The organism is Thermosediminibacter litoriperuensis, from assembly GCF_008124715.1.
GTDB classification, from domain to species: domain Bacteria; phylum Bacillota; class Thermosediminibacteria; order Thermosediminibacterales; family Thermosediminibacteraceae; genus Thermosediminibacter; species Thermosediminibacter litoriperuensis.
The window spans coordinates 24,813-49,537 of record NZ_VNHO01000008.1 but is presented as its reverse complement, the minus strand read 5'-3'; the positions used below and the strand labels follow the sequence as shown (position 1 = coordinate 49,537).

The 24,725-nt window shown below is 49.6% G+C and carries 27 protein-coding genes; 5 read left to right on the top strand and 22 right to left on the bottom strand.

Annotated features, from left to right (window positions below; genetic code table 11):
* Window positions 1-28: 28 nt before the first annotated feature.
* Window positions 29-931 (bottom strand): radical SAM protein, encoded by a 903-nt coding sequence (locus LZ11_RS04710; protein WP_148866803.1) that lies wholly within the window; start codon window positions 929-931, stop codon window positions 29-31.
* Between the two features lie 12 nt (window positions 932-943).
* Window positions 944-1,666 carry a hypothetical protein gene (locus LZ11_RS04705; protein WP_148866751.1) on the bottom strand — a complete coding sequence of 241 codons (723 nt, stop codon included), beginning with the start codon at window positions 1,664-1,666 and terminating at the stop codon, window positions 944-946.
* A 233-nt stretch (window positions 1,667-1,899) separates the two neighbouring features.
* Here LZ11_RS04705 and LZ11_RS04700 point away from each other — a divergent pair, with 233 nt between their 5' ends.
* The gene (locus LZ11_RS04700; RefSeq protein WP_148866750.1) at window positions 1,900-2,250 is read left to right on the top strand and encodes an HNH endonuclease signature motif containing protein; all 351 of its coding nucleotides are present in this window, start codon (window positions 1,900-1,902) and stop codon (window positions 2,248-2,250) included.
* A gap of 40 nt (window positions 2,251-2,290) precedes the next feature.
* On the opposite strand, the gene LZ11_RS04695 is transcribed toward LZ11_RS04700, so the two are convergent.
* The 11 genes from LZ11_RS04695 to LZ11_RS04645 all read right to left on the bottom strand — a co-directional run bounded on the left by LZ11_RS04695 (window position 2,291) and on the right by LZ11_RS04645 (window position 12,389).
* On the bottom strand, window positions 2,291-2,875 hold the full coding sequence (locus LZ11_RS04695) for a LysM peptidoglycan-binding domain-containing protein (protein ID WP_148866749.1): 585 nt from the start codon (window positions 2,873-2,875) through the stop codon (window positions 2,291-2,293).
* Between the two features lie 327 nt (window positions 2,876-3,202).
* Window positions 3,203-3,742, bottom strand: a complete 540-nt coding sequence (locus LZ11_RS04690; RefSeq protein ID WP_148866748.1) for a 2-oxoacid:ferredoxin oxidoreductase subunit gamma family protein — start codon at window positions 3,740-3,742, stop codon at window positions 3,203-3,205.
* Window positions 3,739-4,488, bottom strand: coding sequence for a thiamine pyrophosphate-dependent enzyme (locus LZ11_RS04685; RefSeq protein ID WP_148866747.1), 750 nt, complete (start codon window positions 4,486-4,488; stop codon window positions 3,739-3,741). Before LZ11_RS04685 ends, LZ11_RS04690 begins: the two co-directional genes overlap by 4 nt.
* On the bottom strand, window positions 4,488-5,546 hold the full coding sequence (locus tag LZ11_RS04680; RefSeq protein ID WP_148866746.1) for a 3-methyl-2-oxobutanoate dehydrogenase subunit VorB: 1,059 nt from the start codon (window positions 5,544-5,546) through the stop codon (window positions 4,488-4,490). The genes LZ11_RS04685 and LZ11_RS04680 overlap by 1 nt, the downstream gene beginning before the upstream one ends.
* A gap of 1 nt (window position 5,547) precedes the next feature.
* Entirely contained in the window at window positions 5,548-5,766 is a 219-nt protein-coding gene (locus tag LZ11_RS04675) for a 4Fe-4S dicluster domain-containing protein (protein WP_148866745.1), read from the bottom strand.
* A gap of 28 nt (window positions 5,767-5,794) precedes the next feature.
* Window positions 5,795-6,868: a butyrate kinase gene (buk, locus tag LZ11_RS04670; protein WP_222927187.1), complete on the bottom strand. Its 1,074-nt coding sequence runs from the start codon at window positions 6,866-6,868 to the stop codon at window positions 5,795-5,797.
* A 166-nt stretch (window positions 6,869-7,034) separates the two neighbouring features.
* Window positions 7,035-8,072: a Glu/Leu/Phe/Val family dehydrogenase gene (locus LZ11_RS04665; RefSeq protein WP_148866743.1), complete on the bottom strand. Its 1,038-nt coding sequence runs from the start codon at window positions 8,070-8,072 to the stop codon at window positions 7,035-7,037.
* A gap of 88 nt (window positions 8,073-8,160) precedes the next feature.
* Window positions 8,161-9,051 carry a bifunctional enoyl-CoA hydratase/phosphate acetyltransferase gene (locus LZ11_RS04660; protein WP_148866742.1) on the bottom strand — a complete coding sequence of 297 codons (891 nt, stop codon included), beginning with the start codon at window positions 9,049-9,051 and terminating at the stop codon, window positions 8,161-8,163.
* A gap of 152 nt (window positions 9,052-9,203) precedes the next feature.
* A complete protein-coding gene (locus LZ11_RS04655) occupies window positions 9,204-10,913 on the bottom strand; it encodes a sigma-54 interaction domain-containing protein (RefSeq protein WP_148866741.1) in 1,710 nt (569 codons plus the stop codon).
* 50 nt (window positions 10,914-10,963) lie between these two features.
* Window positions 10,964-11,605 carry a thiamine diphosphokinase gene (locus LZ11_RS04650; RefSeq protein WP_148866740.1) on the bottom strand — a complete coding sequence of 214 codons (642 nt, stop codon included), beginning with the start codon at window positions 11,603-11,605 and terminating at the stop codon, window positions 10,964-10,966.
* A 106-nt stretch (window positions 11,606-11,711) separates the two neighbouring features.
* On the bottom strand, window positions 11,712-12,389 hold the full coding sequence (locus LZ11_RS04645; RefSeq protein WP_148866739.1) for a 4Fe-4S binding protein: 678 nt from the start codon (window positions 12,387-12,389) through the stop codon (window positions 11,712-11,714).
* Between the two features lie 182 nt (window positions 12,390-12,571).
* Here LZ11_RS04645 and LZ11_RS04640 point away from each other — a divergent pair, with 182 nt between their 5' ends.
* Both LZ11_RS04640 and LZ11_RS04635 read left to right on the top strand, forming a co-directional pair.
* On the top strand, window positions 12,572-13,402 hold the full coding sequence (locus tag LZ11_RS04640) for an RMD1 family protein (protein WP_148866738.1): 831 nt from the start codon (window positions 12,572-12,574) through the stop codon (window positions 13,400-13,402).
* A 20-nt stretch (window positions 13,403-13,422) separates the two neighbouring features.
* Entirely contained in the window at window positions 13,423-14,781 is a 1,359-nt protein-coding gene (locus LZ11_RS04635; RefSeq protein ID WP_148866737.1) for a phosphomannomutase/phosphoglucomutase, read from the top strand.
* Window positions 14,782-14,810: 29 nt separating this feature from the next.
* On the opposite strand, the gene LZ11_RS04630 is transcribed toward LZ11_RS04635, so the two are convergent.
* The 6 genes from LZ11_RS04630 to LZ11_RS04605 form a co-directional block, all read right to left on the bottom strand.
* Window positions 14,811-15,221 (bottom strand): hypothetical protein, encoded by a 411-nt coding sequence (locus LZ11_RS04630; RefSeq protein ID WP_148866736.1) that lies wholly within the window; start codon window positions 15,219-15,221, stop codon window positions 14,811-14,813.
* 63 nt (window positions 15,222-15,284) lie between these two features.
* On the bottom strand, window positions 15,285-16,667 hold the full coding sequence (locus tag LZ11_RS04625; RefSeq protein ID WP_148866735.1) for a glycine--tRNA ligase: 1,383 nt from the start codon (window positions 16,665-16,667) through the stop codon (window positions 15,285-15,287).
* A gap of 292 nt (window positions 16,668-16,959) precedes the next feature.
* Window positions 16,960-17,481 (bottom strand): ferredoxin domain-containing protein, encoded by a 522-nt coding sequence (locus LZ11_RS04620; RefSeq protein ID WP_148866734.1) that lies wholly within the window; start codon window positions 17,479-17,481, stop codon window positions 16,960-16,962.
* Between the two features lie 33 nt (window positions 17,482-17,514).
* Window positions 17,515-18,777 (bottom strand): ribonuclease H-like domain-containing protein, encoded by a 1,263-nt coding sequence (locus LZ11_RS04615; protein WP_148866733.1) that lies wholly within the window; start codon window positions 18,775-18,777, stop codon window positions 17,515-17,517.
* A complete protein-coding gene (locus LZ11_RS04610; RefSeq protein WP_148866732.1) occupies window positions 18,774-21,035 on the bottom strand; it encodes a DEAD/DEAH box helicase in 2,262 nt (753 codons plus the stop codon). Before LZ11_RS04610 ends, LZ11_RS04615 begins: the two co-directional genes overlap by 4 nt.
* Before the next feature lie 119 nt (window positions 21,036-21,154).
* A complete protein-coding gene (locus tag LZ11_RS04605; protein ID WP_148866731.1) occupies window positions 21,155-21,364 on the bottom strand; it encodes an FmdB family zinc ribbon protein in 210 nt (69 codons plus the stop codon).
* 164 nt (window positions 21,365-21,528) lie between these two features.
* Here LZ11_RS04605 and LZ11_RS04600 point away from each other — a divergent pair, with 164 nt between their 5' ends.
* Both LZ11_RS04600 and LZ11_RS04595 read left to right on the top strand, forming a co-directional pair.
* Entirely contained in the window at window positions 21,529-21,723 is a 195-nt protein-coding gene (locus tag LZ11_RS04600) for a hypothetical protein (RefSeq protein ID WP_148866730.1), read from the top strand.
* 12 nt (window positions 21,724-21,735) lie between these two features.
* The gene (locus tag LZ11_RS04595; RefSeq protein WP_222927186.1) at window positions 21,736-21,924 is read left to right on the top strand and encodes a hypothetical protein; all 189 of its coding nucleotides are present in this window, start codon (window positions 21,736-21,738) and stop codon (window positions 21,922-21,924) included.
* A gap of 91 nt (window positions 21,925-22,015) precedes the next feature.
* On the opposite strand, the gene LZ11_RS04590 is transcribed toward LZ11_RS04595, so the two are convergent.
* From LZ11_RS04590 to gcvH, 3 genes are all read right to left on the bottom strand, one after another.
* Window positions 22,016-22,204, bottom strand: a complete 189-nt coding sequence (locus LZ11_RS04590; RefSeq protein WP_148866729.1) for a CooT family nickel-binding protein — start codon at window positions 22,202-22,204, stop codon at window positions 22,016-22,018.
* A gap of 38 nt (window positions 22,205-22,242) precedes the next feature.
* Window positions 22,243-24,168: a corrinoid activation/regeneration protein AcsV gene (acsV, locus tag LZ11_RS04585; RefSeq protein ID WP_148866728.1), complete on the bottom strand. Its 1,926-nt coding sequence runs from the start codon at window positions 24,166-24,168 to the stop codon at window positions 22,243-22,245.
* 171 nt (window positions 24,169-24,339) lie between these two features.
* On the bottom strand, window positions 24,340-24,717 hold the full coding sequence (gene gcvH, locus LZ11_RS04580) for a glycine cleavage system protein GcvH (RefSeq protein ID WP_148866727.1): 378 nt from the start codon (window positions 24,715-24,717) through the stop codon (window positions 24,340-24,342).
* Window positions 24,718-24,725: the final 8 nt, after the last annotated feature.

The window sequence follows — 24,725 nt, the reverse complement described above, 5'->3', positions numbered from 1 at the left end:
AAAAACCCTCCTATTATTATTTTTTATTTTATGGAATTCCTTCCAGGTCGAAATCCGGTACGTACTTTACTGAATTCGACCCTTCCTCCTGGGCGAATCCGTTTTCAAGGCCCAGTTCGAAAAAATACTCTATTACCTCCTCGTATTCCCCTGTCGAAAGAACCCTGTTGATTTCGGGAAATTCCCCGGCTCTATAACAGGGCATATACTGACTCATGAGGCTGATGTAAACACCCCGGGGTAAATTTGATTTTATCCATTCTAGTATTTTCTTTGAATCTTCTTTCAACCCGGGCAGAACCAGGTGCCTGATAATAAGGCCCCTTTTTATGATACCTTTATAGTCAAATACCGGCTCCCCTACCTGCCGGTACATCTCCAGCACCGCCGGTGCCGCACGATCGAAATAATCACCTGCTCTGGAATACCTCCGGGCGGCGGCGCCGTCGAAATACTTGATGTCCGGCAGGTATACGTCCACAAGCCCTTCCAGCATCTTAAGAGCTTCCGGATTTTCATAGGAATTGGAATTCCATACCACTGGTATAAAAAGCCCTTTACTTCTGGCTTTTTTCAGTGCTTCGGCCACCTGCGGGGTATATATTGTCGGCGTAACCAGGTTGATGTTGTGCACTCCTTTTGCCTGGAGTCTGAGAAAAATCTCCACAAGATCGTCTTCGCCTACGGCCCTGCCGAACCACTCCTGGCTTATCCTGTAATTCTGGCAAAAAACGCACCTCAGGTTGCAGCCCGAGAAAAACACGGTCCCTGACCCGCTGTCCCCGCTTATGCACGGTTCTTCCCAACGGTGGGCGAAAGCCTTTGCCACCACCACCCTGTCCGCAGCGCCGCAGAACCCGCTCTCACCCTTTAGGCGGTTAACTCCGCAGCGCCTCGGGCACAGCCGGCAGTTTATCAGCATATCAAGCATGGCCAAAGTTTTTTAACCCTCCCCAGGGTTTCTAATCCTGATCTCTATTTGTCCTTCTTCGAAGCCTTTCAACGGGGAAAGCACCCCTTTGACAACCGATACCACCATGTTTCTGACAAAGGGAACCATATCCAGCTTCTTACCATTTATTTTAATCTCAACGGGGTCGTTTTGGGAACCTTTGCAATCTTTCCTGGATGCCCGGCCTTTCAATATATCCGCTGCCATGCCGTAGCAATCCCTTCCGCAAAGGCCGCATCCTCCCCCCTCGATGCCGGGCAACTTTTCATAGACCCTTTCTTCTATAAGGTCCACCAGGCGTTTAACATCTTTAACCTCTATGAAGGGAACGCCCTCGCAGAAAGGGGGAGCCTTTACAAAATGGCCTGTAACGGCAAATACCAGGTCATCGGTAAAATCTCTGAGATTTTCTTCCCTCTCCACCCATAGAATTTTGGGGGCCGCTACTTTTTCAAAACCCTCCAGTATTACGTAGTCCTGTCTATATAAACGGAGAAGTTCCTCCAGCGAAAACCCGCCGCCTATGTAAATTGCGGTACATTCAGGGCTTGCGCGGGATACTGTTTCAAAGGGGCCAGCTTCTACGCCAGCATCATCCCCGGCGTTAATAAGTCCAACGGTATAGCCTCGTTTTTTCAGTTCCCCGGCTATTCCAACCGTTACCGGAAAGCTTTTTATAGATCTTGTCGGAGAGTAAATGGCAAAAACTCTCATAAAGCAACTCCCCCGATACTCGGTGGATTCCCACCGGCTGTATTCCACGTCGACACTTTTTTATTTTATCACATTTAATGGCCGCTTTCATCCTTTGCCATGAGTACCGGTTTTCAGTTGGCCAGGATGTCCGAACTTAACGACGCAACGATACTGCGACAAACACAAGAAGCAGAAGCGAAGGTCGCAGGACGAGAGACGGAGGACGGCGGCAGAGAGGGGATCGATGCGAGATGGAGGAAAGATTCTTACGAGAGCATCCGCTATGTGTTGAGTGTCAAAGAGAAGGAAAGCTGACACCGACAGCGGTGGTGGATCATATCACACCACACAAAGGAAATTATGAATCATTTTGGTATGAGAACAATTGGCAGCCGCTGTGCAAGTATCATCATGATGCAAACACGCAAAGGAGGCCGGTGGCTTCGGGAATGGATAAAGAAGATAAGAAAAAGCTTGTTAATAATTTAATTATATGTGTATTCAAATTAGGCGAGGAGTTACTGGACAAACCTGTTAATACTGCCCGAGAGAAAGAATTTCTTGAAGCGTTAGATAAAGCAATTGATATAATCAAGGAATAGGGGGGTTAAATCTTGGGGCCTTTGCCGCCCAACATAAAAATTATAAATGACAGCTACCGCCCTGAATCGTTGCATCAAATATAATATCGCCGGATATGCCGGTATTTGAATTAGCAGGACGTATTACTACTCTGGAGTTAGGTGCAATTGCTGCAGCAGTAGGAAGATCTATTCTAGTTGCCCAGGTCGGCGGATCCTGAGCAGTCGGAAACAACTGATTGCCAAATCCTCCAATGTCAGGAATATAAATTTCACCCACATAGATATCAAAATTGCCAAATGCGGAAGGTTGGGGGAGGGTTGCTAAAAAGCTCACTGCTTGACCTCCTTGAGGAGCAAAATTAACAAAAGCTACTGCTCCTGCTCCAAAGGGCAAACGAAATTGAGGTACGGGCCTTAGAACAATACAACAGGGGTAAGGAATAAGACCTGGCACGCAAAGGACATCACCAGGGTTTATAATATTGGGATCTATGATATGAGGGTTATTTACAGCAAGGGCCTCTAAGCGCGTTCTGAACATCTGAGCTATATTGAAAAAGGTATCACCGGGCTGAACGATATATCGTCCTTGAAATCCTGGAGGACAGGACCGAGGAACTCTACGGGGTTGCTGATTAGACATAACTAAACCTCCATTTATATTATTTAGTCCATTAAATATATTTGCAATAACATAATATGCGGCCCATCACGGGCGAGTGAAAACACCCCATTGCGGCAGGCCAGGGGCGGGGCAAAACTATTCCAGCCACAACGGTGCATCATATTTATCCGGTTGAACAGTATCCGCAGTGGCGACTGTAGTCTTGGAACCTCTTCAGTCTATGCGTGGCATGTGCAAACGCAATGTACGACCGGAACACGGGAGAGTTGACAGAGCTGGGGTAACTATACGGCAAAAAAAAATACCCAGAAAACTGGGTATTCAAATACATAATAATGTCCGGGTTTATTTTTTCACTTCGGCGATCCCCCTCATCAGGGCCTTTTCGTTTATTTCAATCATGTTCTTCCTGTGTTCGGGGAGAAAATAGTCTATCGACTTGAGCACAGTCTCCGGCTTCACGATCCCGGTTCTGCCCACCAGGACTCCTAACGCCACCATATTCGCGACCTTCATATTACCCAGCTCATCGGCTATACCGCTGGCGTCTACTTCTATGATCTCTATATCCTGTCTTGCCGGTTTTTCGTCTATAAGGGCTCTGTTGAGGATCACAATTCCGCCGGATTTCACCGTTGGGGTAAATTTGTCCATAGAAGGTTTGTTCATTGCAACAAGTATATCCGGTGAAGATATTATAGGCGAGGGGATCCTCTTATCGGAGATAACCACCATACAGTTGGCGGTACCACCCCTCATTTCAGGGCCGTAAGAAGGTATCCAGGAAACTTCCCGCCCTTCGAGCATGGCACTGTGGGCCAGGATTTCGCCCATCAACATGATCCCCTGGCCTCCGAAACCTGCCATAATTACTTCCATCTTCATACATTACCCTCCTTCGGTTCCTTGAATACACCCGGCGGAAATACCTTCACCATTTCTTTCCTTACCCAGTCAACGGCATCCACAGGCCTCATGCCCCAGTTGGTCGGACACGGGGACAGGATCTCCACCAGAGAGAACCCCTTTCCAGCCAGCTGGATCTCAAAAGCCTTCTTAAGATAACTTTTTGCCCTGTTTATATTTTTTACGTCCGTGAGCTCAACCCTCGCTAGGAACGAAGGACCATCTAGTGTTGCCAGCATTTCACAAACCCTTATCGGATATCCTGCCAATTTGGGATCGCGCCCATAGGGGCTGGTTTCCGTGCGCTGGCCTATCAGGGTCGTCGGCGCCATCTGACCACCGGTCATTCCGTATATGGCGTTATTTACGAAAACCACCGTTATATTCTCGCTCCTGGCTGCGGCATGAATAATTTCTGCGGTACCGATGGCTGCCAGGTCCCCGTCACCCTGATAGGTAAATACAACCCGGTCGGGCAGAGCCCGCTTTATGCCCGTAGCTACGGCGGGAGCCCGGCCGTGGGCAGCTTGCTGCATGTCGCAGTCGAAGTAATTGTAAGCCAGAACCGCACACCCTACGGGAGCAACGCCTATAGTCTTTTCTTTTATATTAAGTTCGTCCATCACCTCGGCCACAAGCCTGTGTATCGTACCATGACCGCATCCCGGGCAGTAATGGGTCTTTGTTAGCTGCAGGGATTTCGGCCTTTCGAAAACCAGCTTCATTAGGAATGCCCCCTCATTTTCGTTATTTCCCTGAAAATCTCCTCGGCGGTCGGTACCATACCACCCGTTCTTCCGTAGAAATACACCGGTGCCCTGCCGTCTACCGACAGTTTCACATCTTCCACCATCTGACCGCAGGACAATTCAACGGTTAGGAATGCTTTGGCTCTCGAAAGAACCTCTTCGAAGGCCTTTTTAGGATAAGGCCACAGGGTTATGGGTCGTATAAGTCCTACTTTTATGCCTTCCTGCCTTGCCATTTCAACGGCCGCATGGGCAATACGGGCACAGATACCGTAGGCCACAACGAAGTATTCGGCGTCGTCACCGTTCAGGATCTCCCACCTGGCCTCTTTTTCCTCTATCTCCTGGTATTTTCTTTGGAGCTTGCGGTTGTGCTCTTCAAGCTGCACGGGGTCGAGATACAGGGAATTTATCACATTGGGCTTCTGCCTGCCCATTTTGCCGGTAGTAGCCCAGGTCTTGGGCGGCAGTTCCCTCGCAGGCCTTTCCTTGAATACGACCGGCTCCATCATCTGGCCCAGTATTCCATCGCCCAGGATGAGCACCGGGTTCCTGTACATATCCGCCAGATCGAAGGCATCGTAGACTAAATCAACCAGTTCCTGTACCGACGCCGGTGCCAGTACTATCGTCCTGTAGTCGCCGTGGCCTCCACCGCGGGTAGCCTGAAAGTAGTCCGACTGGGCGGGCTGGATATCTCCCAGTCCGGGGCCTCCCCTCATAATATTTACTATTACGCAGGGGAGTTCCGCGCCGCACAGGTATGATATGCCTTCCTGCTTTAAGCTAATACCGGGACTGGACGAGGATGTCATAACACGGGCACCCGCTCCCGCGGCGCCGTAAACTATATTTATAGCTGCAACTTCACTTTCCGCCTGTAAAAAAACTCCCCCCCTTTTGGGCATCTCCCTGGCGAGGTATGCCGGCAGTTCGCTCTGGGGTGTTATAGGGTAACCGAAGAAACACTGGCACCCGGCCCTTATTGCAGCCTCGGCCAGGGCTTCGTTGCCTTTCATCAGTATCTTTTCCAATTTATTTCCCCCCTTTTTCCTCTTTGTATATTGTAAATACCACATCGGGACACACCGTGGCGCAGAAACCGCAGGCAATGCATCCTTCCTTTGCCTTTACAGGATGATAGCCCAGCGCATTGACCACGTCATCGTCAAAACACAGAACTTTTTTCGGGCATACTTCGATGCAGAGGCCGCAGCCCTTGCATCTATCCTTATCGATGATAATCCTGTTCAACTCCGGACCTCCTATCCTTTAAATTTGCTTAAAAATACTCCTTCGGCTTTTCCTGGCCGGTTAGAACCCTCAATGCGCCTTCAGCGAGAGCCCTGAGTTCGTCTTCTCCGGGGAAGACGTGAACGGGGGCTATGAAAGAAACCCGTTTCTTTATCCAGTCCACCAGCATCTCATCATGAGCGAGCCCGCCCGTAAGAACCACCGCATCCACCTGTCCGCAAAGAACCGCAGCGCATGCTCCTATTTCCCTGGCCACCTGGTATGCCATGGCTTCGTATACCAGCTTTACTTCCTCACTGCCCTCTTCTATCATCTTCTTTATTACCCGGGCGTCGTTTACCCCGAAGTGGGCCACCAGGCCGCCTTTGCCGGCTATCATTTTCTTTATTTCCTGAATGGTCAGATTTTTGGAAAAAATAAGTTTCGCAAAATCCATTGCCGGCAACTGCCCTGCCCTTTCCGGCGAGAACGGACCTTCGCCGTCCAGGCCGTTGTTTACATCGACCACCCTGCCCTTTTTATGGGCACCAACAGTGATTCCTCCGCCCAGGTGGGCAACGATCAAGTTAAGCTCTTCGTAACTTCTGCCCAGAGTTTTTGCCACTCTTCTGGCCACGGCTTTCTGGTTCAAAGCGTGGAATATGCTGCGCCTTTTTATTTCTGGCAACCCGGTAATCCTGGCGACGGGTTCCAGCTCGTCTACCACCACCGGATCGACTATGAAAGCAGGCACGCCCAGCTCCCGGCCTATCTCGTAAGCCAGGATTCCTCCCAGGTTGGAGGCGTGTTCACCCTGCACACCCCTTTTGAGGTCTTCCAGCATCCGTTCGTTGACGGTGTAGGTCCCACCCTCCAGAGGCTTCAACAGGCCTCCGCGGCCGACAACAGCTTTAAGCCTACTCAAATTATAACCCTTTTGATCTATTACTTCAAGAATTAACTTCTTCCTGAACAGGTACTGAGCTAATATGCTGTCGTACTTTGAAAGTTCCTCGGTAGAATGGCTGATTTTCTCCTCAAATATTAGTTCTTCGTTTTCAAAAACGGCGATTTTCGTGGATGTTGAACCCGGATTTATCGCCAGTATTCCGTAAACCGTCACCGGCATTTCCTCCAATCCATTGAAATTCGAAAAATGTTTATGGTAGGGAATAAACTGATTTTCGCAGTGAAACTATATTTAACAGTATTGACTGCAGGGGCAGGACCCCATCGCTTCCTGCCCCTGCCGTTCAGTTCCCGGACGCCGGGATTTTTGATTTCGAACGTTATTTTTTCATGAAGATCTTTTCGGCGATTATGTCGGCGGCCCTTGCTGTAGTGATTCCTTCTTTCTCGGCGAACTGGAATACTTCCTTCAATCTCCTGGGAATTATCTGGAGTTTTTCATTGACGAGTTCTCTGCTGTAGGGCTGTCCGGATACCTCTATAGAGACGTTGATCACGCCACCGCCGTTGATGACGTAGTCAGGCGCATACAGGATGCCCTTCTGGGCCAGTTCTTCCGCAAAACTCTCGTCTTTGAGCTGGTTATTGGCGCAACCGGCCACTATCTTGCACTTCAGCCTGTCTACGGTGTTTTCATTTATAACGGCACCGAGGGCGCACGGAGCAAAAATATCGCAGGGAACTTCATAAATCTTTTCAGGTTCGACCACCTGGACACCGTATTTCTCTTTAGCTTCATTGATCCGGTCGGAATATATATCTGTTACGACTAGTTTGGCTCCGGCTTCAGTCAACAGCCTCACAAGTTCCATGCCTACATGGCCCAGCCCCTGAAGCGCAACGGTCTTTTCCTTCAGGTCGTCACTGCCGTAAACCCACTCGCAGCAGGCTTTTATGCCGAGAAACACACCCAGCGCGGTAATAGGGGATGGATCACCGCTCTTTCCATCAAGGCCGGCTACATAGGAGGTCTCCTGAACAACGATTTTCATGTCCTCCGGGCAGGTTCCCACGTCTTCGGCAGTAATATATTTTCCACCCAGGCTGTTGACGAATTTCCCAAAAGCTCTGAAAAGCTTTTCCGACTTATCCTTGCGGGGATCGCCTATAATTACGGATTTTCCTCCGCCGAGGGGCAGGTTCATCATGGCGTTTTTATAGGTCATACCCCTGGAGAGGCGCAGAACGTCACTGATTGCGTCTTCCTCGGAAGCGTAGTTCCACATACGGCAGCCGCCCAGAGCGGGGCCCAGATTTGTGTTGTGAACCGCGATTATAGCCTTCAGTCCTGATTCGGGATCGTTACAGAATACCACCTCTTCATGACCCATCCCGCCGATCAGTTTAAAAAGTTCCATGATTTTCCCCTCCATTTAAATTTTTTTAAGATAGCTAAAACCAGCCATCAAAAAGCCCTTTTTCAAAACTTTTGCTTTCAGCCAAATCCTAGCCCATCAGCACGCTCAGGGCTATTGAATAGGTTTTGCTCTCGTCGGAATCGGCGCGGGAAGTGAGCACCACAGGTACCTCCGCACCGGCCACAATGCCGGCCACCTTAGCCCTGGCGAAGTATACCAGCGATTTGTATAAGATGTTACCGCTTATCAGATCGGGCACCAGCAGGATGTCGGCCTCGCCACCCACTGGAGAATCGATGCCCTTATGTATACAGGCATCTTTTGACACAGCATTGTCCAGCGCCAGCGGACCGTCCACCACGGCTTCCAATCGCTCCCGCTGGGCCATTTTTGATATAATAGCCGCATCCATCGTCGAGGGAATCGATGGGTTGACCACTTCTACGGCAGACAAAACTGCCACCCTGGGATTCTTGATTTGGAGACTCCGGGCTACCGACAGGCTGTTTTTCATTATTTGGTACTTCTGGGATAAATCGGGTGAAATATTCATAGCAGCATCGGTCACCAGCATAAGCCTTTCCATATGCGGCACCTGAAAAACCGCCACATGGCTCAACAGCCGGCCGCCCGTGAGGGATTTGTCGCCTGAAACTATACCCTTCAGAAAATCCTTGGTTTGTATAAGCCCCTTCATCAGGGCCTGTACCTCACCTTTTTTGGCTAGTTCCACCGCGGAAGCTACAGCCTGCGAGGTGTCCTGTTCATCTACGATTTCAAGATTGGTCTTTTCCATTCCGAGCTTATCCATTATCGACTCGATCTTCTTTTTGTCGCCAATCAGCACACCTTTTACAAGCCCTAGCTCTTGAGAGGTCTTGACAGCCTTTAAAACATCGTCATCCTCGGCTTTTACCACCGCAATCACTTTTGGTTTTGCGCTGCGGGCCTTTTCTAGCAGTTCCTGAAGTGACTTCACGCGACCACCTCCAGATAAAATAATAGAGCAAAAATCGTACCACATCATAAATCTAAAAAGACCTCAATTTTCGGCTTTTTTCGACCGAATTTAGATGCAAAAAATTGCATTTGATGCAAAGGATTACATGAAATATTTTGCAGTCTATAATTTCAAAGATTGAACTTTTTCAGCTTGTAAAACAGGTTTCTCACAGAAATTCCGAGAATCCTCGCGGCTTCATTCCGGTTGCCGCCCACTTTTTCAAGGACGCTTTTTATCGTCTGCCTCTCGACGTCTTCCAGTATTTCCTTCAAGGGCTTTGAAGGCTGGGTTATGCTTATGGTTTCGGATTTGTCCTCGTTTTGATGGAGATAGAGCCTGGGCAAGTGTTCTTTACTGATTACGTTTTCGCCGAACTTCATGTTTATAATCGCCCGGCTTATAACATTCTCCAGTTCTCTTATATTCCCCGGCCAATCGTATTCCATAAGAATCTCTAAAGCTTCTTCGTCAATGGATTCTACGGCCCTGCCGTATTCCTGGTTGTACTTCCTGATAAAATGGTCCGTCAGGAGCGGGATATCTTCTTTACGTTCCCTCAGCGGGGGGATGTGTATCGGCACCACATTGAGCCTGTAATAAAGGTCCTTCCGGAAGCGCCCTTCCTCAACGGCTTTCTCCAGATTTATATTTGTCGCGGCAATAACCCTGACATCTACGGGTACCGGCTTACTTTCTCCCACCCTAATAATTTCTTTTTCGTTCAGCACTCTGAGCAGCATGGCCTGGTGGTTTAGCCCTATTTCTCCTATTTCGTCCAGGAAGATCGTGCCGCCGTTAGCTTCTTCGAAAAGCCCTTTGCGCCCGCCCCGCCGGGCTCCGGTAAAGGCGCCGTCCGCATAGCCGAAAAGCTCGCTGCCCAGGAGACTGTCGGTCAAAGCCGAACAGTTCACCCTGATGAACTGATTGTGCCTTCTTTCGCTGCCGTTGTGGATGGCATGGGCGAAGAGCTCTTTGCCCGTGCCGCTCTCGCCTCTAAGCAGCACGGTGACGTTGGTTCTCGCCGCATTTTTTGCAGCCTCTATGGCATCCCTTATTGCACTGCTCTTCCCCAAAATGTCGTCAAAGGAGTATTTGGCTTCCAGATGTCTCATTCTCCGCTTTATGAAATCCAGTTCTTCGGTAAGTCTTTTTATCTCGGATACATCGTGTACTACGGCCACGCTGCCCTTCAACTTACCCCCTACTATTATCGGCGCGGCGTGAACTACTACCTCCTTCTTGTTCGGGCCGACCTTCATCGGCACACCCTTGATGGGCTCGCCCGTCCTCAACACCTGGTAATGCACGCTCTCACCCTCGGCTATATCCACGGTGGCGGGTTTGCCTATCACATCCTCCTTGGTTAGCCCCACTATCCTGGTGTAGGCTTTATTTACGAGGATACCCCTGCCCTCGGCATCAACCACCGATATGGCATCCTGGGTGGAATTTATGATTGCTTCCAAAAGGCTATGGAGCTCCCGCAGGTTAGTCACCTCTTCGGCCAGGTGCTTTACCTCGGTTATGTCCCTGAAAACCGCCACCGCCCCCGTTATTTTTCCCCTGCTGTCGAAAACCGGCATCCGGTTCGTTACTATGGTGGTATCCTCCAGCTGTTGAAACTGGTTGAGTTCCGCCCTCCCCGTCTTGAGCACGACCGGGAGCCTGGTATTGGGAACCACATCTCCCACGCTCTTACCCAGGGCCGCGTTTCTGTCAATTTTAAGCAACTTTTCGGCGGAGCGGTTAATTATAATTATACGTTCTTCCGGGTCCACGGCTATAATGCCGTCGTGGATGGAATCAATTATAGCCCTGAAGACATCCATTGAAAGCATAAAATTCCACCTTTTCTTAATATTGCGTACACTTTAAATCCCAGGGCAATCTACTCAACGCCGCTCAACCTCACGGCCAGCAGCATACCCCGCTTAACCTTTACCACAGCCCTGTCTTCGGTTAAGACGTTGCTGATCCCCCTGGACGCCCCCATTGGAATAATCTCACCCTTGAGAGGGTAGTACAATCCGGCAGTCTCAATACCACTTACTTCAGGAGTGAGCGGTATCAAGGAAAGGATCTGACCTTTTTCGCCCTCGATTTCACTTGCGCCGTCTATCACAAACATCTCCCAGTTCTCCCCGGCCAGCATCAGGTCCATTCCCTTTTTTTTATAGTTGACCATGAGAAAAATATTTGCCAGGCTGTGATCGGGTCTATCGCCCAATCCGGCCAGCAGCACCGTCTTTTTCGCCCCTTTTTCCAGAGCCGCTTCCACGGCGAGTTCGGTATCGGTAAAATCCTTTTCCTTCGGGAATGTACGTAATTCTGCTTTATATTCGCATATTTTGTCCCAGTCTTTTTCGGTTATGGAATCCATATCTCCGACTACCAAATGGGGTATAACCCCCATCTTCAGGGCGTGATATACGCCGCGGTCAGCGCATATGATTAAATCCGCCTGTTTTACGTATTTTTTAAGAGGTTCGTAATCCTCGATACGCCCTCCGGTAAAAATAACGGCCCTCATAAGCTCCTCCGCCGGTGAAAAGTAGCATTTTGTTTTTATTATAACATATTTTCAAATCCTACCGCAAAATTTCGGTAAAAAGGACCGCATGACGCGGTCCTCAGGATTAAGAGTAAATCTCTACGGCGCCCCGGGATTCGTTTTTATCTTCCAACTTCAGCGCCGTCACCGGGCAGGATGAAATGCACACTCCGCATTTCAGGCAATCAGGATCTTCAACTATCCCCACATCCCTGAAAGAATGTACGGGAATTTCTAAAGGGCAGTTTCGGGCACATATACCGCAGAGCCTGCACTCACTCGATTTTATAACCAGGGGAACCTTCGCGCCCCTTCCTGCTATCATCGCCAGAGTGCCCATCGGGCAAATTTTACACCAACTGCGCGGCGCAAAGAGATACCCCAGCAATACGCCGAAGACTGTGGTTATAATTACCATTTTAAACAGAACTGCACCTATACCATAGATACTCTTTTCTGCTATATAAAGGTTGAAACCCATATACGTCATCAGCGAAATAAAAATGATCCACCGCATCCATGTCTTTTTAAGAAGCTGCGGTATGCGCCGATTTCTGTCACCCAACCTGGCCAGCACATGGTCAAAAAAACTCCCCCTGGGGCAGAATCTTCCGCACCACATCCTGCCCTTAAAAAAGGCCGTAAGCACCGGGGCAATCATACACGCTACAGCCAGCAATCCGAATGTAGAATTGTACGCCCCAAGAGTGATGAAAATTATCAGCACCGGCCAGTATCTTCTGTTGTAATTGTTTATTTTCATAACTGCATCCTCCTTGGACAACTTTCTCGTAACTTTGGTTGGTTAGAGCATATTTTAATTATACTTATATTATTTTTCGCCGTCAATAATATAAAGCGAAATTATCGACCGCACAATCCCGCCTTTTCTTGTGAGAATCCGGATAAAATGGTATAATTTTGATATTGGGAGGTTTGATTGTTTTGAGAAGCATAAAATTACAGGCAGCTTCCCTCTGCAACGAGATAAATAGAAACCGCCTGTCGCTTCACTTCGGCATAAACAAAAAATACCAGTGTGACGAACCTCTGGTGCTGTCCCAGGAGCAACTCAAAGGTATTGTCCGGATGCCCGAGGGCAAATCCGCTTATATATTTTCTTTCGGCTCCATGGTCTTTTTAAATTTCGAACACCACGAGATAATGGACCTGCTGGAATATCTGAAGGATACAGAAAAAAATCTTCCTCCCGTAACCTCCCTTGATTACACCGACGATTACACGCTAATGATAAATCCCGGGAAAGAGCTCTCGGTCAGCCACGAGTACACTGTCATCCCGGAAATTAGGGAAATGTATCTGGAAATAATAGCTACAGTACTGGCTAAATCCGTAGCCCTGGCCAGAATTGAAGACCAAATTGACGATTTAATGGATGCCGTCGAAGATATAATAAATTACCTGGAAACGGGTAGACTGAACATATCGGACGAAAAACTCGCCAGGATGTCCGGCAAGATTCTGGGCTTCAAATACAACACCCTCTCTTATATAATGCTGCTGGATAAACCAGAAATAACCTGGATCAACGAGGAAAGTGAAAACCTTTACATACAGCTGGTAGAACAGTTTGAACTGGGCGACCGGTACGAGAAAATCCGGCATAAGACCGAAACCCTGCTGGATATTACGGAGGTTTTTACAAGCCTGGTCCACGCCAAGCGGGGTACAAGGCTGGAGTGGATGATCATATTTCTCATAGCCTTCGAGATACTCCTTACCATAATCATGTGGGCGCTGGGAATACACTATTAATATTCAGGGAGGTGGGTCCCATGAAAAGGTTGAATTCCAATATTTTCAGACAGTACGACATAAGGGGCGTCGTGGGTGAAGAGCTCGACGATGAAGTGGCCCAAACCCTCGGGCGGGCTTTCGGAACGTTCGCTCTGAGAAACGGCGAGAAAAAGGTTGTGGTGGGCAGCGACAACCGGTCTTCCTCGCCTTCTCTAAAACAGGCTTTGATCGAAGGGCTGATGTCCACCGGGTGTGATGTAGTGGACCTTGGCACGGTGGTAACCCCCATATTTTATTTTTCCAGAATCCATTACGGTATCAATCCGGGGATCATGGTAACCGCCAGCCACAACCCCCCGCAGTACAACGGTTTTAAGATAGCCTTCGGGCACGCCACGCTCTACGGCGACGACATCCAGAAAATAAGGACCATGATGGAAAAGGGGGACTTTGAATCCGGAAAAGGCTCACTGTCTCATATAGACCCCAGCGAAGATTACATCTCAACCATATGCGATAAAATCAAGTTGTCCAAATCCCTGAGGGTCGGGATAGACTGCGGCAACGGTACTGCATCTCTTTTCGCCGAAAAGTTGTTCAAACGGCTGGGAGTTGAAACATACCCGCTCTACTGCGAGTCGGATCCCTCCTTCCCCAATCACTTCCCCGACCCGGTGAAGCCCGAAAATCTAAAAGACCTCCGGGAGCTGGTATTGAGGCAAAACCTGGATCTGGGCATCGGTTTTGACGGCGACGGCGACCGCATAGGTGTGGTAGACGACATCGGAAACGTCATATATGGGGATATGCTCATGATCCTCTTCTGGCGGGAAATCCTGCCTGAACACCCCGGCGCCACTGCCATCGTTGAAGTAAAGTGCTCTCAGGCCCTGGTGGAGGAGATAGAAAAGCTTGGCGGCAAGCCCATGTTTTACAAAACAGGCCATTCGCTGATAAAAGCCAAGATGAAGGAAATCGGCGCCGTTTTCACCGGCGAGATGTCGGGCCACATGTTTTTCGCCGATGAGTATTACGGTTTTGACGACGCCCTTTATGCAGCCGCCCGGCTGTTAAGGATCCTTTCCAGAACCGGCAGAAAATTATCGGAACTACTTTCTGACGTGCCGAAGTATTATTCGACGCCGGAAATACGGGTGGCCTGCCCCGACGACGAAAAATTCGCAAAGGTGGAGTCGATCAAGAAGTACTTCAGGGAAAGATACCCAATGATAGACGTAGACGGCGCCAGGGTGCTCTTTCCCGACGGGTGGGGTCTTGTCAGGGCCTCCAATACCGGACCCGAGCTCATCGTGCGCTGCGAGGCCAAAACCCCTGAAGGCCTGGAGAGTATAAAAGAAGAGATGCAGAAGGCCTTAAGCCCTCTCAAGGCATTTTAAAAAGCCGCTTCGTTCCGGAGCGGCCTTTTTTAATACCTGAAGTTCATATAGCTCCACGTAAGTGGATCGGGCACCGGCAACTGCAGATACCCATTGTAGCGCAGCAGCGCGACCATTGAATTAAAATTGGCCTTCTTATGGTGAAAATGCCCTGGTAGCAGAAAGGAATTTACAGTACACAGCTTGCCGCGGCCCATAATGCCGTAATAACACATGTCGCAGGTCGGCGAACTTTTTTTCTTATTTACCAGCATAAAAAACTCCATCAAACCGCCTTCTCTGTAAGTACCGGGACATACCATTGTGAGCTTCAGGCTGAAAAGGGTTATACGGTCCTTTCTCTCCCTTATAAAACAGTTGTCCGCCATTTTCAATATTTTTCCAGTAAGCGGGCCCCTCGTGAAATCGAGGATGTTCCCGTCATACCTGTAATAATACATAACCGCCCACTCCTTCTCAAATATAGAGTAGGCGGTTTTTCCAAAAAGTATACGGACAAAAACCTAAAAGCCGAGTTTATCCTTCAGATATTCCTTGATATTGTCTATTCCTATCCGGTCCTGAAGCATGGTATCCCTGTTTCTAACTGTCACCTTGTGGTCATCGAGGCTGTCGAAATCCACGGTTATTGCCAACGGGGTTCCGATCTCGTCCTGACGGCGGTAGCGCTTGCCTATGCTGCCCGTATTGTCGTATTCCACCACATAACATTTTTTAAGGTCCCGGTAGATCTTCCTCGCCAGTTCTTCCAGCGGCTCTTTCTTGAAAAGCGGAAATACGGCGCATTTGATGGGAGCCACATCAGGGTGAAAGCCGAGCACTACCCTGGTCTCGCCATCCACCTCTTCCTCCCTGTAAGCATCGCAGAGGATGGCCAGCATCGCCCTGTCGACGCCCAGCGAAGGTTCTATTACATAGGGAACGATATGCCTGTTTTCCTCCTGGTCGAAATAGGTCAGGCTTTTTCCGGAATGCTCTATATGCCGCGAAAGGTCGTAGTCGGTCCTGTTGGCGACTCCCCAGAGTTCACCCCATCCGAAGGGGAAATTGTATTCCAGGTCTGTGGTGGCCTTGGAATAATGGGAAAGTTCTTCCGGCGAATGATCCCGGAGGCGCAGGTTTTCTTTTTTCACCCCCAGCGACAAGAAGAAGTCCATGGTGAACTGCCTCCAGTAATCGAACCATTCCATATCTTCTCCGGGTTTTACAAAGAATTCCAGTTCCATCTGTTCGAATTCCCGGGTTCTGAAGATAAAGTTCCCTGGGGTAATTTCATTTCTGAAAGCTTTGCCTATCTGCGCGATTCCAAAGGGAAGTTTAACGCGGCTGCTATCCAGTACGTTTTTGAAGTTCACGAATATGCCCTGGGCGGTCTCCGGTCTCAGGTACACTACTGAACTGGAATCTTCAGTAACCCCCTGGTGGGTCTTGAACATCAGGTTGAATATCCTGGCATCGGTCCAGGCAACGTCGCCGCATACCGGGCATTTTATACTGTTGCCGTGGATTATCTCCGTAAGTTCCTGGACACTCTTGCCTTCCACATGCATGCCCAGGGTCTCTTCGATGAGGTGGTCGGCCCTGAACCTGGACTTGCACTGCTTGCAGTCTACCAGGGCGTCGTTAAAGCCGGCGACGTGCCCCGAAGCCTCCCAAACCCTCGGGTGCATCAAAATGGCGCTGTCAAGGCCTACCACGTCATCCCTCTCATAGACGACCTTTTTCCACCATATTCTCTTTATATTCTGTTTCAGCTCGACCCCCAGCGGGCCGTAGTCCCACGTATTCGCAAGGCCTCCGTATATTTCGGACCCCTGGAACACAAAACCTCTTCTTTTGCACAGGGAAACTATTTTGTTCATTAGCTTTTCTCCGCTCTCGGCCATTTACGTCTCTCCTTTCTGCCAAAAAAATTGCAAAATTAAAAACCCCTAGACCGGTCAAACAGTCTAGGGGTCCTGACAGCGGACGGTTCCACCCTAGTTGCAGGCCATAGCCTGCCGCTTTTAAAAGAACATGTAAAATTTTATTATGCTATCCCTCCGGCTGCCACATGCCTTCTGTGCCGCGGAGCTCACACCATCCTCCGCTCGCTGCAGGCAGGGAGAAAGCACTCTTCCGAAGGTATATGTTTAAATTTTTTATATATTATAGCACAGCGGCTCACACTATACAAGTTTATTTCCTATCAAAGAAAATATTTTTGCCGGTTGCAGACAGCGGGATACCGACCACAACTTCCCCGTCTATAAGGCCCATCTTCCTGGCTATAACGCCTATGCGGTACATTATGCGGTTGTCCACATTCAGTATGCTGGCGGTTTTTACCGCTGACCCTACGGCAATCCCCAGATCGAGCAACTTCCATGCACATACCGGTCCGGCAAATTCCGGCCCGTTTACCGATGCCGGAATCCTTGAGCATTCTGGATAACCGCAGGCACCGCAGTTCAGCCCCATCGGTTTGGCTCCGTGTAATGAGATGAGTAGCACCGCATCGGAATCTTCGACGTTTTTTCCGTCCCTGTCAAAATTGATCTTCTGCGTCTTTTCTCCGTAAGCGTACATCTCACCGGCTATTTTTTTCAGATCCTCGCCCTCGATTATCCTTATCTCGATGTTGTCCCTGCCGCCGGCTTTGGGGGCCGTCCTGGCCGAAAGAGCCATCAGCTGGGCAGCCATTTTGATGGCGTCTTTCATAATTTAACACCTCCACAGCCTTTTATTCGACTTTTATATAATTTTTATTTGATCCCCCCGCACCTTTAACATCTTCGACAATATACGATTTAAGCGCCTTTTTATTTCTTCTATTTCGGTTCTATCGTGCTCCCCCAGGAGTCTTTTTTTGCTGTAGACCAGTTCCAGAGCCTGTCGAGCCGTTCGGGCCGCATTCTCGTAATCCCTCTTCCTGTGCTCGTAAAACTTTGAAAGTTCCAACAGTGCAAAGAGCAGGTAAATTCCTTCCCTGGCCATTTGTATCCATATTTTTTCAGCTTCGTCCCACCGGCCCATCCTTTTATAGAGCAAAGACAACTGCCGATAAGCCCTGTCCCTCACGCCCGGCACGTCAAGGGCCCTCCTGTAACATTCGATGCTCTCTTTAAACATCCCCATATCCTCGTACAGGCGTCCAAGGCAGTAGTAATCCTGGCCGCAGCAGGCATCTGATTGAAATGGATCGCCCAGGGCCTGACCTATTTTGACCAGAAGGCTCACCAGCGAGAGGATGTCCATTCGATTGTGGTGCAGCACGGGTTTCAGGGGGAGCGGGTCCTTTTCCCTGAGATATTTGAAATATATTGAAGGAATTTCAAAACCGGGTACGTCATCCTCCCTGGCCATATAAAAAAGGGACTGTTCCAGGGACGACAGGCTAACGCTCTGAAGTCGCTCACGGAATATGCGCCTGGCGGTATGGAGCAGGTCGAGATGAGCCAGGGATTCCAGGGGATTTCCCATCCTGTTTATGAGAAATCTGGCGGAAAGGAGCGGTATATCGTAGGCTTTTCCGTTAAAACTCACCACGCTCCGAAAATTGCCGAGCAGGTCCCTCAGGCTGTGAAGCACTGCGGGCTCCCTGTCGAAATCGCTCATAAAATACTGCACCAGTTTGAACGAGTCCCCCTCGAAATAACCGATTCCTATTAAAAAGGCATAGGTCCCCGAACCTCCGGCAAGGCCCGTTGTCTCCGTATCAATAAAAGCCGTCTTTTTAAAATCAAGCTCCGCAAAATCGGTGTTTTTGGCGGCGAGCTTTATTATTTCCGGGGAAATTTCCAGGACAGAGCGCAGCATTACACCGGCGTGGCAAAAATGCCCTTCAAAAACCCTCTCTACGGCTATGTGCCTCCCGTAAGGAGTTACCAAAAGCTCACCGCCGAGCACGCGAGAGATACGGTTCAGTTCATCACTGTCTTCTCCCGCTGCAGGATAACATGAATCCTTTTTGTCCTTTCCGGCAACGAAGACTTTCAATTTCTCCGAGAGGTTCAATCGGAAAGCACCCCTTGAATTAGTTTTAAGGCGGAAGCTTTGCTGCCGGGACCTACTTCTTCCAGGGGCCCCACACATGAGGGACACCCGTCGTCGCAGCCGCATTCGAGGATGATCTGACGGGCGGCTTTTAAAAGTTGCACATCCATCTGATAAAGCCTTTCGGCAAAGCCCACTCCCCCTGGATAGGCGTCGTAGATGAAAATCGTCGGTTTCCGGGTAAAGGGCGACCTGACCTGGATGACGCCGCGGATATCCCTGGGGTCGCACATCAGGTAAAGGGGAGCGATGTTGACCAGCACGTTGCACAAACCCGCAAGCCCTGATCTTAAATCTTCTGCCGTGAGGCCGCAGATAGTTTCCGGAACCGTAAACCAGAAAGCCGTGGTATGCATCTCTTCCGGCGGCAGGTGTATGGGGCCGGAACCCACGTTTTCATGGGTAAAAAATTTAATTTTCTTAAACATGGTAGCGAGCGACGTAACCAGAACCTCTCCGAAGTACCTGGCGGTATCTTCCCGCCGGGGCTGTTCTTTTAACACATCCAGTACCTTTATTTCCACCGCCAGGTTCGCATCGGTATAGTAATCCACATCGACCTTCCTAACGTAGGCTTTTTTCTCCTCGTAATCCAGCTTTTCCACTTGGTACTGCTGACCGCCGTGTATGTAAATGGCCTCTTCATGGATGAGCATCGGGGCGCTGACCCTGTCCACCTCTCCGATAACCCTGGGCTCTTCGGTGATGTCCACTACTACAAAATTCTCGGTCGAAGCACTGCGCAGACTGATCTCTTCGGCCGGGAAGGCGTCAGCCATCCAGTGCCACCTGCCCCCCACATGGCGCAGGATTTTCTCGCTCTCCAAAAATGAAAGTATCTCTTCGGTGGTCTCCACGCCGAATTTTTCACCGTCTTCAAAGGGCAGCTCGAAAGCCGCACACTTTATATGGCTGACCAGTATGTACAGGTTGTCGGGGTTTATCAGGCCGCTTTCGGGCGGTGAACCGAAGAAATAGTCCGGGTGGTTTATTATATACTGGTCAAGGGGACTGCTGGAGGCCACGAGTATAGAAGCCGATACCGACGAACGCCTTCCGGCCCGGCCCGCCTGCTGCCAGGTGCTTGCTATGGAACCCGGATAGCCGGTTATTATGCTGGCATCCAGTCCTCCTATATCTATACCCAGCTCCAGGGCATTGGTGCTGACAACCCCGAGAATCCGGTTCTCCCTCAGGCCTTTCTCTATCTCGCGCCTTTCCCGGGGCAGATATCCGCCCCTGTAGCCTCTTATGGAATCGGAACCATAAAGGGCGTTTTTCATTCCCTCCTTAAGATACGTGAGCATTACCTCTACGCCTAACCGGCTCCTGGCGAATACTATCGTCTTAATGCCGTTTTTTAAAAACTCAAGGGCCAGGTCTTTCGCCTCCAGAAGGCTGCTCTTCCTGATACCGAGCTGCCGGTTTACGACCGGGGGATTGTAAAAAATCACGTTTTTTTCGCCGGAAGGCGCCCCGCTCCTGTCGATGAGTACCATCTGCCTGCCGGTGAGTTTTTCGGCCAGTTCCTTCGGATTGGCTATGGTGGCCGAACAGCATATGAATACCGGATTTGAGCCGTAAAACCTGCATATCCTGTGGAGGCGCCTGATAACGTTGGCGGTATGGCTGCCGAAGACCCCCCGGTAAGTATGGACTTCGTCTATTACCACGTATTTCAAATTGGAAAAAAGTTTTATCCACTTGGTGTGGTGGGGCAATATACCGGTGTGCAGCATATCGGGATTGGTCACAACTATGTGACCGTCCTTGCGTATGGCCACCCTGGCTGAAGGCGGGGTGTCGCCGTCGTAAGTAAAGGTCTTTATATCCTCTCCCATAGTCTCTACCGTTTCCATGAGTTCGGCCACCTGATCCTGGGAAAGGGCCTTCGTAGGAAAGAGGTAGATGGCTCTGCTGTTTTTATCCTGCATAATGGCGTTGAGGACAGGCAGGTTATAGCATAGGGTCTTCCCGGAAGCGGTAGGAGTCACGACCACCACGCAGTTGCCTTTCGTGACCTCCTCCAGAGCTCTCGCCTGATGAGAATAAAGACTGTGAATGCCCTTTTTGTTCAGGGCAAAAATGAGTCTTTTATCGAGATAGTCGGGAAAGGGTTCGTATTCCGCCGTTTTCGGAGGAATGACCTCCCACCGGGTTACGCATCTTTTAAAACGGTCCGAATTCTTTAGTTTCACCAAAAGCTGTTCGAGATTCATGTTATCGACCCTCTCCCCTCCCGAATGGTTCATTTCTTTTTATTGTAACAAAAGCCCTTTTTATTTACAATATCGCCCAAATATGAAACGGCCCCCGCCGGGGGCTGTTAAACCTGAGCTCACCCGAACTTCGAGCCCCCGGAGCAACCGCAGGAGCCCGGCGTTCCAGAACTCCCGCTGCTTATGCCGGTCCCGAAGGCCGATACCTCCCTGCGAGTGTTTCCGCTTCTGCAGCCGGGGCATTCGATGGGTTCGTCCCTTTCCTGTAACTTCCTGAGTACTTCAAATCGGTGTCCGCAGTCTTCACATTTGTATTCGTAAACGGGCATTTTCTATCCTCCTTTCACACCTTTAATCCGATTATTGACTCATACTTGAATTATATTATACAACTGTTTGGTCGAAATGTTAATCCGGCTAAAATTTTAATATTTTATCTAAAATTGCCCCACAATAATATCAGAGTTAAAAAAGCCCGAACAGGAGTGAAAAAATGGTAAGTAAAATGCAACTTCACGCGGTGGGAGAAGCCTGCCCCGGATATACCTACATCGGCGATGATGCGGTAGCCAGCTCTTTTGATAACGCGGAAAAGGCGGTTAGCTGCGAGACCTGCATACACTGGGTCAGGGGGAGGTGCGATATAGACCTCTTCGATAAGGTACTGTCCAGCCTGGACCAAACATGAGGAGGGATTGTTTTGTCTTTGAAGAAAAAGCTGTTTGCCCGTAAAAAGACCTTTGCCCGTACCGAGATAGGATCAAATATATACAAACCTGCGGGCAGGCCCAGTCCACGGGAAGTCAAATCACAGAAAGCCCAGCTGGAGAGCAACCAGCCGGGCACGCGGAAAGATGTCAAGCTGAAGATGCATAACAAGCAGAATTGAAAGATAAAGAAAGGTGAAACGTCTCGTTTCACCTTTCTCCTCATTGCGCTGCTTTCGTAACAGCGGCGAATGCCCTTACTTATTCCGTTAACTACTGCTTCACCAGAATGATCTTGTGGTCGAGGAGCTTGATTTCCTTAATCCTGGCCTCCACCGTTATTTCTCTCCCGAGAAGGTCGCACAAGAAGATACTGCCATTTCGGGGCTCTAGGTAAATGACATTTTCCATTAGTTCCTTTTCCCGGCCGTCTTCAAGCAGAACTGCCCTGGATTCGCACATACTCTTCACCTCACTCTCTTCATGAACCCGATTGCGTTCTACTTCTTCATAACACCCGGAAAAAGCCTTATATCGGTGTGGGGCAGAAAACAGGCCCCTACGAACTCTTCCATGTAACCGGGGAAGGCGCTGAGTTCCACATAGGTCATTGATTCCGCTATATGTTTTGCTTTTTCTCTCGCCCCCCTGCTGATGAGGCAAAGATAGGACCCAATGAGGGAACTGTTGCCGATGTAAACGAACTTTTCTTCTTCCAATTCCGGCAGCAAGCCTATGTTTATGGAATTTTTAATATTCAGGTCTCTGCCTATGCCGCCGGCTATTATTATTTTATTTATGTCCGTGACATTCATATCAAGGGTTTTAAGCAGCGTCCTTATCCCGGCGTAGACCGCACCTTTTGCCCTGATGAAATTGTCCAAGTCTATCTCATTTATGGTTATCTCGCGGCCGTCTTCAGTCTCGTTCTGAGATGCTATTACGTATTCGTGGACGCCCAGGTTATCGTCGAATCTTATTCTTTCGGATTTCAAACCGGCGTTTATCTTTCCCTTCGGGTCTATAATCCCCGTCATAAACATGGCGGCTACGAGGTCTATCAAACCGGAACCGCATATCCCGCGGGGTTTGGTACCTCCTACCACGCTGTAGCAGGGCTCTAAAGTCCTTCCGTCTATCGTTACTTCGTCTATGGCTCCCCGCATAGCCCTCATGCCGCAGCTTATTTCTCCACCTTCAAAAGCAGGGCCTGCCGAACACGCGCAGGCAACCATGACTTCCCGGTTTCCGCATACTAACTCACCGTTGGTACCAAGATCGAGAAACAGCACATTCTCGTCGCTGTCCCAAATGCCGGCCGCCAGGACCCCCGCAACAATATCCCCACCGACATAACTCGCCACACCCGGCACTATAAACACCGGCGCGTCGGGATTTATACGAATTCCCACATCCCTAGCCTTAAGCGGTGGATGGTTCCTAAAAGCTGGTATATAGGGTTCCAGCCGTATGTTTTCCGCTTCAACTCCAAGAAGAAGATGAGCCATTGTGGTGTTGCCCGCAAAAACCCCAAAGATTATATCCTCCGGGTATATATTAAGCCTCGCGGTCATCTCTTCAACCAGCCGGTTTATTGTACCCTCGACGACTGCATGTTTGAGGGCGGCAAGACCGCCTTCACCGGTCGAATAAATGATCCGGCTTATAACATCGGCGCCGTACTGCATCTGGAGATTTCCGGCGCTCGCCGACTCCTTTATCTTTCCTGTTTCAAGCTCCACCAGATTTGCCGCTACGGTGGTTGTCCCCACGTCAACACATATCCCGTAAAGGGGTTTATCCGCACAGGAACCCCTAACGTCTATTATCTCACAATCGCCATGTTCTCTTGCCAGTATTACGTTTATATCAAACCCATTCCCTCTAAGAGTTCCCGGCAGCCTTTTCAACACATCCAGGGAACACCGGGGGGATTGGGGGCCGCACTTTGTCGCAAGTCCCCCGCAAAGGCGTTCCCAATCCGGGATATTATCGTCCAAGGTTGGAGGGTCGAGGGCGAGCCTTATTTTTTCTAACCCGCTTTTAATTTCTATCCCCGAATCTTCCATCATCCTTCGAGCCTTTTTGATCCACCCCTTTTCTTCTTCGCCGGGATCCACATCCTCTACCAGCACCTCGTTTGTCACCTTAATTTCCAGGGGCTCTACGACCATGTCGCTCAGTGCATAAGTGAGGCACGCCAGACGTATCCCTTTTTCAAAATCCGCATCGGGAAGAACGAGAGATTTCTCAAACCTGTAATCTCCCTCGAGTATCCTTATCCTGCATTTCCCACAATGACCACTGCCGCCGCAGGGCGCGTCGATGAAAACCCCGGCCTTGCGGGCGGCTTCCAATAGGCTGGTGCCTTCTTTCACTTTTATGATCCTGTTTTGGGGTTTAAACAGTATAGTGCATCCATCCATGTTTTCACCTTTTCTTTAACAATACATAAATCCTCTTCAAAAGCAGCGAAAGTTTTTAAACGTATAAACATTCGCTCCAGGGTCGTTGAAGGCGAATTTGAAGCAAGAAAGCCGGACCCTGGAGCGCCGGATAATCATGAAGTTGGGGAGTATTTTACCGGTAACCGGGATTTACTTGAGTAACTTTGAATATTCGACGCCATCCAGCAGTTCTTCCAACTCGGATGGGTCGCTCATTTTCACCTTAATCATCCAGCCCTTTTCATACGGGGACTCGTTCACGAGCTCCGGGCTGTCTGCCAGCTCCTCGTTAACCTCTACCACTTCTCCGCTTACCGGGGCATAAAGGTCCGAGGCAACCTTCCCGGATTCCACGGTCCCAAAAACATCATCCTTTTTAATATAATCACCGACTTCGGGAAGGTCCACGAAAAGCACTTCTCCCAATTTATCCCGGGCGTAGTCGGTAATGCCGATGACGGCATAATCTCCTTCTACTTTCGCCCAGGTATGTTCCTTGTGATACTTTATATCAGAAGGCAGATTCATAATATTAC

Bases quoted from the DNA above. Each gene is read 5' to 3' on its own strand.
- LZ11_RS04710 (WP_148866803.1), bottom strand. From the start codon at position 931: ATGCTTGATATGCTGATAAACTGCCGGCTGTGCCCGAGGCGCTGCGGA.
- LZ11_RS04705 (WP_148866751.1), bottom strand. From the start codon at position 1,666: ATGAGAGTTTTTGCCATTTACTCTCCGACAAGATCTATAAAAAGCTTT.
- LZ11_RS04700 (WP_148866750.1), top strand. From the start codon at position 1,900: ATGGAGGAAAGATTCTTACGAGAGCATCCGCTATGTGTTGAGTGTCAA.
- LZ11_RS04695 (WP_148866749.1), bottom strand. From the start codon at position 2,875: ATGTCTAATCAGCAACCCCGTAGAGTTCCTCGGTCCTGTCCTCCAGGA.
- LZ11_RS04690 (WP_148866748.1), bottom strand. From the start codon at position 3,742: ATGAAGATGGAAGTAATTATGGCAGGTTTCGGAGGCCAGGGGATCATG.
- LZ11_RS04685 (WP_148866747.1), bottom strand. From the start codon at position 4,488: ATGAAGCTGGTTTTCGAAAGGCCGAAATCCCTGCAGCTAACAAAGACC.
- LZ11_RS04665 (WP_148866743.1), bottom strand. From the start codon at position 8,072: ATGGAACTTTTTAAACTGATCGGCGGGATGGGTCATGAAGAGGTGGTA.
- LZ11_RS04655 (WP_148866741.1), bottom strand. From the start codon at position 10,913: ATGCTTTCAATGGATGTCTTCAGGGCTATAATTGATTCCATCCACGAC.
- LZ11_RS04650 (WP_148866740.1), bottom strand. From the start codon at position 11,605: ATGAGGGCCGTTATTTTTACCGGAGGGCGTATCGAGGATTACGAACCT.
- LZ11_RS04645 (WP_148866739.1), bottom strand. From the start codon at position 12,389: ATGAAAATAAACAATTACAACAGAAGATACTGGCCGGTGCTGATAATT.
- LZ11_RS04635 (WP_148866737.1), top strand. From the start codon at position 13,423: ATGAAAAGGTTGAATTCCAATATTTTCAGACAGTACGACATAAGGGGC.
- LZ11_RS04630 (WP_148866736.1), bottom strand. From the start codon at position 15,221: ATGTATTATTACAGGTATGACGGGAACATCCTCGATTTCACGAGGGGC.
- LZ11_RS04625 (WP_148866735.1), bottom strand. From the start codon at position 16,667: ATGGCCGAGAGCGGAGAAAAGCTAATGAACAAAATAGTTTCCCTGTGC.
- LZ11_RS04620 (WP_148866734.1), bottom strand. From the start codon at position 17,481: ATGAAAGACGCCATCAAAATGGCTGCCCAGCTGATGGCTCTTTCGGCC.
- LZ11_RS04610 (WP_148866732.1), bottom strand. From the start codon at position 21,035: ATGAATCTCGAACAGCTTTTGGTGAAACTAAAGAATTCGGACCGTTTT.
- LZ11_RS04605 (WP_148866731.1), bottom strand. From the start codon at position 21,364: ATGCCCGTTTACGAATACAAATGTGAAGACTGCGGACACCGATTTGAA.
- LZ11_RS04600 (WP_148866730.1), top strand. From the start codon at position 21,529: ATGGTAAGTAAAATGCAACTTCACGCGGTGGGAGAAGCCTGCCCCGGA.
- LZ11_RS04590 (WP_148866729.1), bottom strand. From the start codon at position 22,204: ATGTGCGAATCCAGGGCAGTTCTGCTTGAAGACGGCCGGGAAAAGGAA.
- acsV (WP_148866728.1), bottom strand. From the start codon at position 24,168: ATGGATGGATGCACTATACTGTTTAAACCCCAAAACAGGATCATAAAA.
- gcvH (WP_148866727.1), bottom strand. From the start codon at position 24,717: ATGAATCTGCCTTCTGATATAAAGTATCACAAGGAACATACCTGGGCG.